Genomic DNA, 14,665 nt, shown 5'->3' with positions numbered 1-14,665 from the left:
AATTCTATTACCATGAATTAATTAACAAAATTTCACATTTGCATAACTCCCTGTCAAAACGCTTGTAGCGACAATGGTGCCTATTCTATTCCTTGGTAAGGAGCAACGATTAAAAGAAAGGAAGCTGAAATGCCATCACTAAGCCTAAATGGCCTAGCGATAGATGATGCCGCCTTTATATTGGTGAATAACTACAAATGCGACATAGGTATATTATGATGGTTCATCAATTATGTAAGAGTTAACTATGCATTTGGTGTCAAAATCAGTTTGCCCATCACTTTACCACTTTCAATGTCGTCATGTGCCTGTGCAGCTTGCGACAATGGCATCGTCGAGTAGATCGGTTTTACTTTACCTTCAGCGAGCATTTGATAAACGTTTTCGAGCGATACTTTGACTAAATCAAATTTGTAAAGTATGTAGCGTATATTTCTGAATAAGAGATAGTCGGTGCTTTAGAGAAATGTTTAATGGCTTCAGCTTGCAAGTTGGTCTCTCCGACGCCACCCAAGAAACCAAACACAACGATATGACCAAGTGTCGCTAACACTTCTAGATCTTGAACAGCAGTGTCACCCGCTACCGGGTTAAAGATATAATTTACTCCTTTGCCGTCGGTGATTTCCTTTACTTGTTCAACCCACTCGCCTGTTGAATTAAGCGCGTAGTCAGCGCCTAGTTTTAGAGCTTGTTCTACTTTTTCATCTTTGCGGTCTAAAGCAATAACTTTGAGCCCTGCTGCTTTTGCAAGCTGAATTAACGCAGTACCTACACCACCCGTTGAGGCGTACACTAATGCGAATTTTCCTTCTTCAGCACGAACAACATTGTGCAGCATGTGGTATGCCGTGAAATAAGTCACTGGCATCGCGCCTGCCTCATGAATGTCGACGCTGTCGTCTAGAACAATCAATTTATCTGCATCAATGGCAGTGTAATCTGCATACATTGACGCACCAATCGGCCCTAAATAAGCGACTTTTTGACCTTCTTTCAACTCAGTATTGTTGGCATCTACCACAATGCCGCTCCCCTCAACACCAGAGATAAATGGCAGTTCTGGCATCATACCTGGAGGCATATTCCCTTCACGGATAATCGTATCAATAAAGTTTACTGGCGCTGCAGCGACCTTAACCAGTACTTGGCCTTCAGCCAGCTGAGGTTTATCAGTTTCTTTGTACTCAAGTACGTTAGTGCCACCTGTTTTTTCGATGATGATTGCTTTCATGATTCTTTCTCCGTTGAAGCTAGTCGCTCTATTCGTTGTCTACGGAAGAAATATTAGTGGCAAATCCAAAATGAAAAAATCCGCAATCTGGGACATCAGAATTGCAAAAATGGGATTATGGGGTTGAGTCAGAATTTCTCTGCTTAATGTAATCGACAATGTGCTTAATTTGGCTTTGCGCGTGACGACGTCCTAAGTAGTATGCGTACATAATACGTGTACGGGGTTTAAGATCATCGACAGATAACTCAACAACACCTGCATCTTTAATCATTACGGTAGGAATCATCGCGAGATAAGTGCCTTTCATGAGCGAGTGATATGCGAGGCCTAGATCGTCAACCACAAGGTCTTGAGACGGGTCCAACATAATTTCTTGATGTTTAGGGTTGGTGAATGCCCAAGATGTCATAGGACGAGAGATAACACTGGGAAGAGATTCTAGTTGCTCTGTAGTGATCTGAGTGTCTTTAATGTTATGTCTATCAAGAAAGTCTTGAGTGGCACACAATGAATATGGAATATCCCATAACTTAAGAGCTATCGCAGATGAGTCCATCAATGGACCGACTCTAAACGCTAAGTCAATCTCGTCCTTGATAAGGTTTTGATTACTATTCGACAAAGCAATATCGAGCGTAAGTTCGGGATGTTCGCTAGCAAAATCAATCAACCAGTTACCAAGAAAGTCTATGCCAGCACGGACAGGCATTGATACCTTGAGCTTGCCTTTAAACTCTACTTCAGAATCGATAGCGAGATCGATAGAGCGCTGAATAGATGTGAACAAGGGTGAGCAATCTTGATACAGCTCCTGCCCTCGGGATGATACTTTTACTTCACGAGTCGTGCGGTGCAGTAACGTTAACCCCAAACTTGCTTCTAACGCGTCGATTCTTCGACTTACGGTACTATGGGGTAATGAAATCCGCTCTGCAGCCTTCTTCAAACTACCTGTTTCCACAACTGCACAGAAAATATTTAAGTCGTCCAATACCCGTTTCATACCCACTTCTCGTTTTATTATCCCACTTTTAGGATTGTATGGGTTTAGCTGAGAAGTGCAATCTCTACAAATGGAACACGTTAACTGCTTAGACATCCTACTTAAAGTCTATTAGACCTATAGGTGCTTTGGCTGAATAACCAAATTGAGACATATTTTTCCTTAGTGATGACGAAAACTCATCAATTTTAAGTAGTTACGGGGCAAGACTAATTTCATACGATATACTAAACATAGTTGGTTTGACGGTGTAATACCTGATAAAGGCGTGGAATGACATCGCAGTGGACCAACGATTAACCCAAACGAACTTATGCTTAGGAGGCCACGTGTCAAAGAGCTTTAACCTTGAAGATGCAGGACAAATTTTTGTGGGGGCCTTTGCTCTCGCTGTCCCTATATCATTTTCAGAGGAAGCTTGGCAGCTAGGCGAAAGTTTACCAACAGCAAACCTCGCGTTACTTTTTCTTCTGTCGTGTTTGTTCTTGTCAATTTACGCTTTCGAGAGCGTCTACCAAAGAAATATCAACGGCAGAGTCATGGAGTTTATCTCACGTATCGTGATTGCTTATATATTGACAATTATGGTCGTCGCTTTGGTGTTGCTATGCATTGATAAGCTCCCTGCGCTTGATTCTCCGTTGGTTGCTTTAAAACGAATTATCGTCATTGCTATGCCAGCGTCAATGGGAGCTATTATTGTTGACGGTTTTGATAAGGAATAAGCCTAAAGCGAGTGACTCAGAGCGTGCTCTTCAATATCGACTCAATTTCTTTCACTAACCAAGTATTGAGTGCCAGGTCTTTCGTTTGATACAGATCGTATGCGTAGATATCCATGTTGTGTTTAGGGGACTGCCCTATCGAGTCTACACTCTCAATTCCGGGCGGTAATGGCTGCGTTGAGCGAATCATCGGAAATATCGCATCGGAATGTCGAATCGCTTCAAAGTTCACTTGTGGTGAGTCTGATTTCAATACGACGTTGGGGATATGGCCAGCTCGAAGCAGAGTATCTTCTGCAGTTTCGTGGCGGCTTCGCCAATCTGGAGTTCGAACCAACACCAATGGATATTGTGCAATGTCATCAAGTGTCACTGACTCAAGTTTAGTGAGCGGATGCCCTTCACGTACACAAATGACATACTGGCTTTTTGGCATTAGTTTCTGCCTTATCTGCTTAGAGTAACTCTCAGGCCCGTAATCCAAAGCAACATGCACTTTTCTCGATAACAATCCAGACTCTACCTGCCACGTCCAGTCCATAATCTCAAACTGCGCATTGGGCGCTCGCTCACTGAGATCTCGATAAAGTTTTACTCCGATAGCGTTTGTAAGAGCATTGGTCAAACTAATGGAAATTTTTCCATCGAACTTCATTGGATCAAACCCTTCCGAAGCTCGAAACAAACCGTCGATCTGTTCAACCAATTCAGGTAGCGATTTTTCAATCTCTAAACAACGTTCAGTAGGAACCAATCCATAGCGCTCCCTCACAAACAACGGATCATCAAACGCGTCTCTAAGGCGAGCAAGTGCGTGACTTACCGCCGATTGGCTTAAGTTGAGTATTTCTGAGGCTTGACGCGTGTTTTGAGTATCAATCAGTACACGCAATACTTTAAGTAGATTGTAATCGAACGATTTCATCTTTCATTTCCATGCAGGTCATAACACCCTAGATATTAATATAGTTAATTTCTAAGATTCAACAGGTTCACTTCTGCACATATCTCAACTTTCTTAAGATACTTCCATCGCTTTAATAGACGACAGGAAAGCAGCAACGATGTTTCAAATAAAACGACTTCCTCTAACACTCCTTATGCTGACTGCATCGCCAGTTGTGCTTGCAGACAATCAGCAAAACCAAGGCACGGAAACCGTTCAAGACATGTCAGACCCATTAGCTGTCTACACACAGGTAGGTATGGGCTACACCGACAAGGGCTTAAACCTAAAGCTAGGCCAAACCTTCGATACTGGTAATGACACCACAATGGGCATGCACGTACTGGAATTAAAAGGCGGCTATGGCGACACACTAGGCATGCGTGACTACGCCGACGACAGCATTGATAGTCTTCGCCTACGCCGATTTGGCGTGGATTTGACCAATGGCCGCGGTTCACAAGTCGACTTCAACTACGACTTTGATACAGAGGCAGGTTCACTCTCTTACAGCTTTATACAAGCGATACCAGCAATTGGTCCCCTCCAACTTTACCCGCTTGCTGGAGTTGGCGCTGCATTCGCAAACAACGCACTTGGCGATAACGGTGAGGTCGTTAGCGGTTACAGCGTACCGGGCACATTTGCGATTGTAGGTACATACGGAAAATTAACGCTAACCGACAACATTTGGTTGAATTACAACCCAATGTACATGAGCACCCTATCTGGTTCTGATACCTACAAAGAGCATGCCTTTGCATATAACGACAGCATTCTCGCTCATGAATTTGCCGCCTCATATCAGATAAACCCTCGCTTAAACGTTCGATACTTTGCGCAATGGAACGAAGAATTGAGCTACCGAGATGGTTCACACATTGTCGAATTTAACTACCAGCTATAACAATTTCAAAAAGGTAAACAGTATGAAAAAAACAACACTGGCATTATCGATTGCCCTACTTTCATCGTCAGCTTTCGCTTCTGTACCTGCTAACGACGTAATCAAACAGATTGATTCATCGAACTGGACGGTCAATCCACTGGATTACGGTATGACGGCAATGGAATATCAACGCAAAGAAGGCGATATCTTTGCGTTAAACATGCTGAAGCGCGGTGAAATCAACAAGTTCATTCACTTCACTGGCATTTCTCAAGCAGCGGATACCTGGGTAGTGACACCAAATGTGGATAACATTTACTCTCTTGCTATCATTGATGTTCGCGATGGATTCACCATTGAAGTCCCAGAGATGGGCGATCGTTTTATGTCTCTTCACATCCAAGATCAAAACCACACATTCGTAGAATACACGTGGGAACCTGGTGTTTATGAGTACAAAGCAGGAGAAATCGAGACCGACTACGTATACGTGGGTATTCGCACTGGTACTGATGCAACAGCTGATGACATTGCATTCGTAACCGAGCAGCTTCAGCCAAACATGAAGATTACATCAAATTCAGCCATTCCTTACACAAGCGATACCAAAGAGTCCGATATTCTAGAATTGCGTGAAGCGCTGTTAACGGAATGGGGCAATCTGCCTGACATGTTCGATTCTGTTCAATTTGACATCAACAACGTATCTGATTGGGAAAAGTGGACTTACACGATTGCTGGTTCATGGGGTTTAAGCCCAGAATCAACAGCGATGTACGCATCATGGGCACCAGAGAACACCAAAGCAAACACCTGCTACGAAGCGACATTCGACAAAGTGCCTGCCGCTGCATTTAGCTCGCTGACCCTATACAACAATCAAAACTACTTGATGACTGATGAACACAACGTCGTAAGTACAAGTCGTCCTGATTTTAAGAGTCATGACGATGGTAGCTTCACGATTATCTTTGGTGATAGTACATGCCAAGATATTGCAGAAGCTCGCAATGTGAATTTTGCCCACACACCTGTTGATGAATGGCGCGCTCAAATCCGTGCATACCGCCCAGATGTTGAAGCGATGAAGCAATATCAGCTGCCAGAGTTGAAAGAACTGACTCTAAACTAACGCGGTCAACCACCTAATCGTTCGCCCTTGTTGATACTATATCGACAAGGGCTTTATTATTTTGAGTGAGACTATGATGATGTCCATAATGCGCTGCTTATTCTTAAGTACCGCTATTCTTATTACAGCATGTTCTACTCCACCAATATCGTATTCCAACAACGACGAGTCTGACTTAGTGGTGATCATTCACGGTTTAACTAGAAGCGGTCGCTCAATGAGTGAACTCAATCAAGGGCTTTTGGGCGCGGGTTACCAAACCTGCGTACTCGACTACTCTTCTGTTGGTGTCAGTATGAATGAGTTAATTACAGAAACTGACAAGCAGATTCATCAATGCACCGAAGAAGCAAAAGTCGTCCACCTCGTGGGCCACTCATTAGGTGGATTATTAATTCGTTATCACCTTCAAGCCAATGATGCATTAGAGCAGCAAGGAAGATTAGGCAGAGTGGTGATGATAGGGACACCTAATCACGGCAGTGAAGTCGCCGAACACTATAGCGAGAAGTTCTGGTCAGACTGGTTCGGTGAGGTACCCAAATCTCTTAAGACCAACGAAGCCGGTATTGCACAAAATCTTAATGAACCAAACTACCCTGTCGGCGTGATTGCTGGAACCAAAACCTACCGCTGGGCACGAGAGAACTTTGATAAAGCAAACGACGGTCTTGTCAGCGTAGACTCGGCGAAAATATCCACTATGGATGCGTATTGGGAAGTAAACCTGCCGCACCATCAGTTACGGTCTGACCCAAAAGTCATTCAACAAGTCATCCATTATTTGAAAACTGGGGAGTTTGAATAGGGCTAGCAAGGCTAATTTGAGAAGGCTCGTCAATGCGAGCCAACTTGAAAGGCTAGTTGACTGAGGCAAGCTGATATGTGCGGGCGATATTTTCCGAAAGATTGCTCAAGTTTGTTTCAGCTTCTGAAAGTGCATCAGATAAACTCATTGCTCTTGGTACACAAGTAAACACAGCGTCAATCCCGTGCTCATAAAGCACCTGATATCCATCATTGGTGCAACCTGCAACAGCAACCACCGGAATATCAAACTTCTTAGCAATGTTAGCAACCCCTACAGGAGCTTTGCCGTGAGCCGTTTGCTGATCAAGCTTGCCTTCACCAGTGATAACCATATGTGCGCCTTGCATCTTCGTTTCGACATCAAGCATAGTCAGTACGACATCAATACCCGGTTGTAATGTTGCATCAGTATATCCCAAAAACGCAGCACCGATTCCACCAGCGGCTCCAGATCCCTTGCTATCAATGATTGACCTCTGAGTAATTTTCTCTGTCAGTTGACCAAATTGATATAACGCCTTATCCAGCAGTAGCACATCTTCACTTGATGCTCCCTTTTGAGGCCCAAAAAACGCAGCGGCACCGGAATCTCCACACAGAGGATTATCGACATCACATGCAACTATGATCTCGCAGTGCGCTAACCTAGGATCAAACTCGGTAGTCACGATTTGATGGACGTTAAGCATTGATGCGCCACATGGTTCAATTTCTTCTCCGTCTTCATTTAAAAACTTTACGCCCAATGCGGCTAGCATACCGCTACCGCCATCGGTCGTCGCGCTGCCACCTAAACCTACAATTAGACGGCTGATTCCGGAATCTAAAGCGTGACGGATAAGTTGGCCTACACCGAAGCTTGATGTCGATTTTGTATCTCTCTCGGACGCCGGCACTAGATGCAAGCCACACGCCTCAGCAACTTCAATAACCGCCGTTCTATGATCACCGAGGAGACCATATCTCGCCTCAACTGTTTTCCCTCTTGGATCTTTTACCCTTACTTGTATCTTTTCACCACTAGTCGCATCAATCAACGCTTGCATAGTGCCTTCACCACCATCAGCAACGGGTATCGATACATACTCAGCATTTGGCCAAACCCTTTTTAGACCATTTTCAACAGCTAGGCACACCTGCTGTGCTGTTAAACTCTCTTTAAAAGAATCAGGGGCTATAACTATCTTCACTTCTATTCCCTCATGTCCTTAATAAAACTCCCAAGTCACTGACGTAACCTGGGAGCTGGAGCAGCTAAAACAGCGGTTAAGGGGGGCTGTTTTAGACTTATAACTAGACCCGATTGGCCTTCAGTTACACTAGTTCAGGCCAGTAGTCTTTATTTGCTTCGATGAGTGCATCAAGGACCAGACGAGCCTTTTTCGCATCGCCTACCGTACGATTCAATGTAAGCGCCTGTAGAGCCTTGCCGTACGAACCTTCAAACCAAGCTTCAACCGTTAAACGCTCGTAAGCAAACTGTTGTTCGATCATGCCTTTATAGAACGTTGGGATCTTACCAACACCAAACGGACGTGGACCATTAATTCCAAGCTCAGCAGTGACTTCAACCATCACATCGTCATCTAGGTTTGCAACCAAACCGTTGTTTTCAAGAATCACTACAAACTTACGCTTTTGGTTAAATGCAATTGACTCTGCTACTTCAACAATCATATCCCCGTGCGCATCGTTATGAACGACACTTGAGTTCTTTGTTGTTCCGTCTTGTACAGCCTGTTGACACTCTGCAAATACACGCTTTTCACGGCCATCCATAACTTCATTTGCACGAGTGTAGTTCGCATCTAACTTAGACAACTTGTACTCTGGGTATAGGTAGTACTGTAGGTAAGTGTTCGGCAGGTAATCAGGAAAATCACGCAACATGTCAGCCACTGCCGCATAGGTGTCTAACCAAGATTGGTCGCGCTGCTCCGCGTCTACCGGCTTAAAGCCGTTGTTAGAGATAAAGGCCTTCAGCTTCGGAGCCAAATCCTCGCCTTCTTGGTTATATAGGTGAGTAAACCAACCGAAGTGATTCAAGCCGAAGTACACAGGGTCAAACTCATCTGGGTTAACATCAAGCAGACGACCGTAAGAACGTAGTAAGTTCACTGGCTGATCACAGATGTTTAGGATTCGCTCATCTTCAGGGAAACGTTTCTTAAGCGCATCCGCAACAATCGCAGCTGGGTTGGTGTAGTTCAGAATCCAAGCTTCTGGAGCGCGTTCACGCACATCTTCAACCATTTCAATCATGTCACCAATAGAGCGCATGCCGTACGCGAAGCCACCTGGACCACATGTTTCTTGGCCAATCACACCCAGTGATAGCGGGATTTTTTCATCCTTTTCACGCATTTCGTAGCCACCCGTACGCATTTGGCAAAGTACGAAATCCATATCTTTATAAGCGACATCTTTATCTGTCGTGTACTCAAAATCTAGCTCTGGGTAATCTTCAGAAAATAGCAGTTTAGCGTACTCACCAATCGTTTCTTGACGTGATGCATGCACATCAAACATCACCAAACGTTTTAGAGGAAAAGTGTCTTTACGCTTACAAAGCGCTTTAAGTAGACCAGGAGTCCACGTAGAACCGCCACCGACTAGAACAATATTGAATGCTTTTTTCATCTTACTTCTCACTTACAAAATTAGAATAATGGGAGCCTCACCTTCGGAGGCTCAATTGCGTTTAAAATTTATTTAAATGGCTAAGGCTTGCTTTACATCGTTAGCGATGCTTTCCACCTGAGGCCCATAGATAACTTGAACATCATCATTGCTGGCACGTTTGATACCACTTGCACCGGTCGCCTTGAGTGAGTCGTCTTTGATCTTGTCCATGTCTTTAACTTTCACTCGAAGACGCGTGAAGCAGTTATCGACCAATTGGATGTTTTGAGCGCCGCCTAGACCAGCGATGATCTGCTCTGCTTGTTCTGAAGCCGTAACTTGTTGGCTTGATGTCGCTGTTTCATCTTCACGTCCCGGAGTCTTCACATTCATTCGAGTGATGATGAATCGGAAAACAAAGTAGTAAATTGGGAAGTAGCAAGCACCGACCAGAACAGCTAGCCACCAATTGGTTGCCGTACCGCCAAGAACACCAAAGACGAGTAAGTCAATCACACCACCTTGTACGTTACCGATCATGACGCCAAACAAGTGCATCAACGCGAAAGATAAACCAGTCATGAAGGCATGGAAGATAAAGAGAATCGGGCTAACAAAGATAAAGCTGAACTCTAATGGCTCTGTGATACCGGTAGTGAATGAGGCCAACGCACCAGCAATAACAAGGGCTTTCACTCGCACTTTGTGTTCTTTGCGAGCACAGTGATACATCGCTAACGCAGCGCCCGGTAGAGCAAACATCATCACAGGAATCTTACCTTGAGCTAAGAAGCGTGTAGCCTCTTTCACAACATCGTTACTAATAGATTCTGGGTGTGCTAAAGCGTAGTTAAAGATACTTAGTGCACCAACGATGCTCTCACCACCAACATTGGCGATGCCGCCGATAGGGGTAAAGCGCACGGTTTCATTAAGAATATGGTGTAAGCCAGTTGGGATAAGTAGGCGTTCCGTCGCCGCAAATAAGAATGTACCAAAGCTCCCTGCTTCACCGATAAATTGACCAATGTTGGCTATCGCAGCACCGATCGTAGGCCAAATTAGGGACATCAATACACCGATAATTGGCAATACGACAACGGTGATGATTGGTACGAATCGGCGTCCGCCAAAGAAGTTAATAGCAGTAGGCAAGACAATCGTATAAAAGCGATTATGAAGAGCAACCGTTACCAAGCCCGCCAATACACCACCTAATACACTCATGTGATAAGAGAATATCCCTAAGGTGTAGCCAAACTCAGCAGAGAACATCATTGCTTCGGTTTTACCCATTCCCTGCTCGACAAGGTGTGCAACAGAAGTGGTTGCAGGGGTTAGGCCTTGAGCCGTCAACGAATAGTTAATACCCACATGCATTGCAATAAAACCGATGATTGCAGCGAAAGCAGCCGTCGGTTTTTCTTGCTTCGCTAAACCAATCGCAGCAGCGACGGCGAAGAACAGTGGCAAGTTGCCAAACAAAGAACCCGAAACTTTGCGAATAAATCCTAAGATCAATTGCACAAACTCAAGTTGGTTAAATCCTTGACCTGTAATATTAGGGTTTTGTAGGGCAGCAGCTAGTCCAAGAAATATACCCGCAGCAGCGATGACTGAGATTGGCATCATCAACGCTTTTCCGAGATCTTGGAGCTTTGAACCGAATTGTTTCATTGTCAGATTACTCCGTATCTTTATAAGTTATGCGAGCATTAAACGATCGATAAGTATAGTTGTCTATACAACTTGTTCGTGTATGTGATTCCTATCACGAAGGTCTTTGTCAAGATAAGCAGTTAAATGCATAAACATTGGCAGTTGGTTGTATAGTTGTGTATTCAGGTATCCTGGGATAGGATGAGGTACGAATTACTGGGGGTTTCAATGATCGACAAGCAGTCTCACGTTCCAATCTATATCCAGATAGAACAAATTTTATCGAAGAAGATCGACGATGGTTCTCTAAAACCTGGCGATCCACTACCGTCTGAAACTGTGTTAGCTGAGCAATACGGTGTTTCTCGTATGACTGCACGCAAAGCCGTCGACTACTTGGTTAGACAAGGTATTGTAGAAAGACAGAGAGGTCGCGGAACGTTTATTTGCGAACAAACTCTCGATCTTAAAATGGCGTTACCCTTAGACAGTCACCTCACCTCTAGCGAAGTAGCCAATAGTCTAAATTCCTCCATCGTGAATAAACTCCTACATCTCGAGAAAGTAACAGCATCACAAAAAGTGTGCGAGACACTTGGCATTGAAGAGAATTCTCAAGTTTGGTTTATGAAACGTCTTCGTTTAGTGGGAGCTGTGCCTTTCGTATTTGAATCAACGCACATGCTTATTGATCCTTACTTTGACGATCTCACCGAAGCTCATTTGAATAGCTCCAAGTACCTTTACCTAGATTCAAAAGGCCTAAAAGTGAAAGGGAGTGAAAAGCAGATCCGAGCGGAGCTACCCGGAGAGGAGGTGAGACGACATCTAGGCTTAAAAAGAGACGACCCTGTTCTATACGCTCGCAGTGTCGCGCAACTAGAAGATGGTAAACCGTTCGAAGTTTCAGACATTTATTACAACCAAGAGCACTATACGTTCACGCTAAGTGCCAACCGATAAGTTTGTTGGTATTTGAATACGGAAACGCCCAAAGTTATTAGCTTTGGGCGTTTCTTCTAACAAACTGGTTTACGACAACCGAGCGTTAAAGTGTCATATGCAAAATCGGAAAAGGTTTTCCCATATCATCTAGTGGTGAGCGTGATACAACTTTGAGTCCCATATGCTGATAGAAACCTACCGCTTGTGGATTTTGTTCGTTCACATCAACTTGGGTCGCGCCTAAATGCTCAATAGCATACTGCAACAGCGCTTTACCGACTCCCTGCCCTCTTACTTCATTTACAATGAATAGCATCTCAATCTTTGATTCGTGAGTTCCCACGAACCCAACAATAGAGCCGCTATCATTTTTCACACATCTTAAGATAACAGCAGGAAAGGCTTGTTCCATGATGATAGGCTTAAAAAACTCAATATCTTCTTCCGTTATGAAGTCATGAGTTGCTCGGACTGAATTTTCCCAAACATTAAGCATTTCAGCGTAATTTTCAGGACGCACATTTTCAATAATCATCGCATTTCTCTTAAGTTAACGGATATCAGTGTTCAGCCGCGAACGCTAATTTTAACTGACGAGGTGTACTTGCGTCTATCAAACTAACCTCTTTATACAACAAGGTAAGTGGAAGTCGAATTAAATACCGATTCCGCAGTCAACTAACAGCATAGGAGAACCATTACCTTTGGCGTTTTGACGCTGCATTTTTTTAAAACCAATATACCTTTTAAAAAGTCGTATTTAAGTAGCGAAATCTTAATTCCTGTACTTTAATCAGTAAGATACAAGGACAGTTAGGTTAGGTTTATGAAAAAGAACGAAGTTGGTACTAAGGCGCGCAGAAGTAAACAGCCCACTAAGACTCAAATTGATGACAAACGAAATAAAGCTAAGAAAAAAAGCATCAAAATATTCTCAATTTCAAGGGTTCAAGTACCGCTGTCTAACAGTCCGATGCTAATTCTCCCATCCCTACACCTTGAGCCATCAGATGAACGAGTAAGCACAGCGGACATACTAGATACTCAATCTAAAGAAAACTCAAGCCAAGCAAGTGATTTGGGGCATCAACCGAGAAACACTGAAGATTCATCAAATCCAGAAGCTCCTTCTTCAGTCCAACCAGAAGAACATTCGCAAGTAAACTTAACTAAAGACGCTAAGAGTACTCCGCTTACTCCTTCGCACCATCTATCGCCACATAACCAAACAATGAGTCACAATTTTGAGCAACACACCACGTTACATCCGAAGAGCGTGATTCATAGTTCTCAGACGACTACAATACACCATACACCAACCAACCCGTCGACTTCGAATAATGCCCCAGCGACAGTTAGCAGTGCCACCGTAAATGTTGATGAGACTGATACCACAGTGACAACTTCAGGCACGCTAACCAGTATTGATATTGATAATCAAAACAATACTTTTACACCTGATTCGATCAAAGGCACATATGGCAATCTAACCATTGATGCCAATGGCCACTGGGTGTTTACCGCGAACAGTGCATTCAACCAACTCAACGTTGGCGACAAAGTTGAAGAGACGTTTACGGTTACGTCTGTCGATGGAACACCTTCGACGATTAAAGTGACCATCAATGGCACCAATGATGCAGCTACCGTAAGCAGCGCGACTGTCTCTGTCGATGAAACTGACTCTGCAATCACAACTTCAGGCACCCTGACCAGTACCGATGTCGATAATCCGGATAACGCCTTTACTGCTTCAACTGTGCACGGCACCAACGGTGATCTAACCATTGATGCTAATGGCCATTGGGTATTCACCGCCAACAGTGCATTCAACCAACTCAATGTCGGCGATAAAGTTGAAGAAACATTCACGGTGACGTCTGTCGATGGAACTCCATCTACCATCAAGGTCACCATTAATGGTACTAATGATGCGGCTACGGTAAGCAGTGCCACTGTGGCTGTCGATGAGACGGATAAAGCCGTAACAACATCTGGAACCTTGACCAGTACTGATGTCGATAATCCAGATAACGCCTTTACTGCTTCAACTCAGCACGGCAGCAACGGGGATTTAACCATTGATGCTAATGGTCACTGGGTATTCACTGCCAACAGTGCGTTCAACCAGCTTAATGTTGGTGATAAGGTTGAAGAAACATTCACGGTTACTTCTGTCGATGGTACACCTTCGACAATTAAAGTGACGATCAATGGTACCAATGACGCAGCTACGGTCAGCAGCGCAACTGTAGCTGTCGATGAAACTGACTCCGCAATCACAACCTCTGGCACCCTAACCGGCACTGACATTGATAATCCGGATAACGCCTTTACGCCAGATTCAATTACAGGTACCCACGGCGACCTAACCATTGACGCCAATGGTCATTGGGTTTTCACCGCCAGCAGCGCATTCAACCAACTGAATGTCGGTGACAAAGTTGAAGAGACATTCACAGTAACGTCTGTCGATGGCACTCCATCCACGATTAAAGTGACCATCAACGGTACGAATGATGCGGCTACCGTAAGCAGCGCGACTGTGGCTGTCGATGAGACCGACAAAGCGGTAACGACTTCAGGTACACTAACTAGCACCGATATCGATAACCCAGACAATAGCTTCACACCTGCTTCGATCACAGGTACGCACGGCGACCTAACCATTGATGCCAACGGTCACTGGGTCTTCAC

14 protein-coding genes are annotated in these 14,665 nt (G+C 44.3%); 6 read left to right on the top strand and 8 right to left on the bottom strand.

The window, feature by feature from the left end; all coding sequences use genetic code 11:
- Positions 1–245: 245 nt before the first annotated feature.
- The 3 genes from KI743_RS08110 to KI743_RS08100 form a co-directional block, all read right to left on the bottom strand.
- Complete coding sequence (locus tag KI743_RS08110; RefSeq protein WP_285465892.1) at positions 246–371, bottom strand: zinc-binding dehydrogenase; 126 nt, start codon at positions 369–371, stop codon at positions 246–248.
- 29 nt (positions 372–400) lie between these two features.
- Positions 401–1,234: a zinc-binding dehydrogenase gene (locus KI743_RS08105; RefSeq protein WP_285465891.1), complete on the bottom strand. Its 834-nt coding sequence runs from the start codon at positions 1,232–1,234 to the stop codon at positions 401–403.
- 115 nt (positions 1,235–1,349) lie between these two features.
- The gene (locus tag KI743_RS08100; RefSeq protein ID WP_285465890.1) at positions 1,350–2,240 is read right to left on the bottom strand and encodes a LysR family transcriptional regulator; all 891 of its coding nucleotides are present in this window, start codon (positions 2,238–2,240) and stop codon (positions 1,350–1,352) included.
- Positions 2,241–2,569: 329 nt separating this feature from the next.
- Between KI743_RS08100 and KI743_RS08095 the strand changes: the two genes are divergently transcribed.
- Complete coding sequence (locus tag KI743_RS08095; RefSeq protein WP_285465889.1) at positions 2,570–2,965, top strand: DUF2391 family protein; 396 nt, start codon at positions 2,570–2,572, stop codon at positions 2,963–2,965.
- A gap of 16 nt (positions 2,966–2,981) precedes the next feature.
- Here KI743_RS08095 and KI743_RS08090 read toward each other — a convergent pair whose 3' ends face one another.
- A complete protein-coding gene (locus KI743_RS08090) occupies positions 2,982–3,890 on the bottom strand; it encodes a LysR family transcriptional regulator (protein ID WP_285465888.1) in 909 nt (302 codons plus the stop codon).
- Between the two features lie 139 nt (positions 3,891–4,029).
- Between KI743_RS08090 and KI743_RS08085 the strand changes: the two genes are divergently transcribed.
- The 3 genes from KI743_RS08085 to KI743_RS08075 all read left to right on the top strand — a co-directional run bounded on the left by KI743_RS08085 (position 4,030) and on the right by KI743_RS08075 (position 6,740).
- Positions 4,030–4,818 (top strand): hypothetical protein, encoded by a 789-nt coding sequence (locus KI743_RS08085; RefSeq protein ID WP_285465887.1) that lies wholly within the window; start codon positions 4,030–4,032, stop codon positions 4,816–4,818.
- Between the two features lie 22 nt (positions 4,819–4,840).
- Positions 4,841–5,932: a DUF1254 domain-containing protein gene (locus tag KI743_RS08080; protein WP_285465886.1), complete on the top strand. Its 1,092-nt coding sequence runs from the start codon at positions 4,841–4,843 to the stop codon at positions 5,930–5,932.
- Between the two features lie 73 nt (positions 5,933–6,005).
- A complete protein-coding gene (locus KI743_RS08075) occupies positions 6,006–6,740 on the top strand; it encodes an alpha/beta fold hydrolase (RefSeq protein WP_285465885.1) in 735 nt (244 codons plus the stop codon).
- 52 nt (positions 6,741–6,792) lie between these two features.
- Here KI743_RS08075 and KI743_RS08070 read toward each other — a convergent pair whose 3' ends face one another.
- The 3 genes from KI743_RS08070 to KI743_RS08060 all read right to left on the bottom strand — a co-directional run bounded on the left by KI743_RS08070 (position 6,793) and on the right by KI743_RS08060 (position 11,041).
- Positions 6,793–7,932 (bottom strand): glycerate kinase, encoded by a 1,140-nt coding sequence (locus KI743_RS08070; protein WP_285465884.1) that lies wholly within the window; start codon positions 7,930–7,932, stop codon positions 6,793–6,795.
- A gap of 124 nt (positions 7,933–8,056) precedes the next feature.
- The gene (locus tag KI743_RS08065) at positions 8,057–9,382 is read right to left on the bottom strand and encodes a 6-phospho-alpha-glucosidase (RefSeq protein WP_152471033.1); all 1,326 of its coding nucleotides are present in this window, start codon (positions 9,380–9,382) and stop codon (positions 8,057–8,059) included.
- 72 nt (positions 9,383–9,454) lie between these two features.
- Entirely contained in the window at positions 9,455–11,041 is a 1,587-nt protein-coding gene (locus KI743_RS08060; RefSeq protein ID WP_285465883.1) for a PTS transporter subunit EIIC, read from the bottom strand.
- Positions 11,042–11,251: 210 nt separating this feature from the next.
- Here KI743_RS08060 and KI743_RS08055 point away from each other — a divergent pair, with 210 nt between their 5' ends.
- Positions 11,252–11,986, top strand: coding sequence for a GntR family transcriptional regulator (locus tag KI743_RS08055; RefSeq protein ID WP_150873255.1), 735 nt, complete (start codon positions 11,252–11,254; stop codon positions 11,984–11,986).
- Between the two features lie 85 nt (positions 11,987–12,071).
- Here KI743_RS08055 and KI743_RS08050 read toward each other — a convergent pair whose 3' ends face one another.
- Positions 12,072–12,503 (bottom strand): GNAT family N-acetyltransferase, encoded by a 432-nt coding sequence (locus KI743_RS08050; protein WP_285465882.1) that lies wholly within the window; start codon positions 12,501–12,503, stop codon positions 12,072–12,074.
- Positions 12,504–12,794: 291 nt separating this feature from the next.
- Here KI743_RS08050 and KI743_RS08045 point away from each other — a divergent pair.
- Positions 12,795–14,665 (top strand): VCBS domain-containing protein (locus tag KI743_RS08045; protein WP_285465881.1); only part of this gene is annotated, 1,871 nt, incomplete at its 3' end.

The sequence above is a fragment of the Vibrio sp. D420a genome, assembly GCF_030248625.1.
In the GTDB taxonomy this organism is placed as follows: Bacteria; Pseudomonadota; Gammaproteobacteria; order Enterobacterales; family Vibrionaceae; genus Vibrio; species Vibrio fortis_A.
The sequence above is the reverse complement of the archived record's forward strand: the minus strand, read 5'-3'. Positions and strand labels throughout refer to the sequence as shown.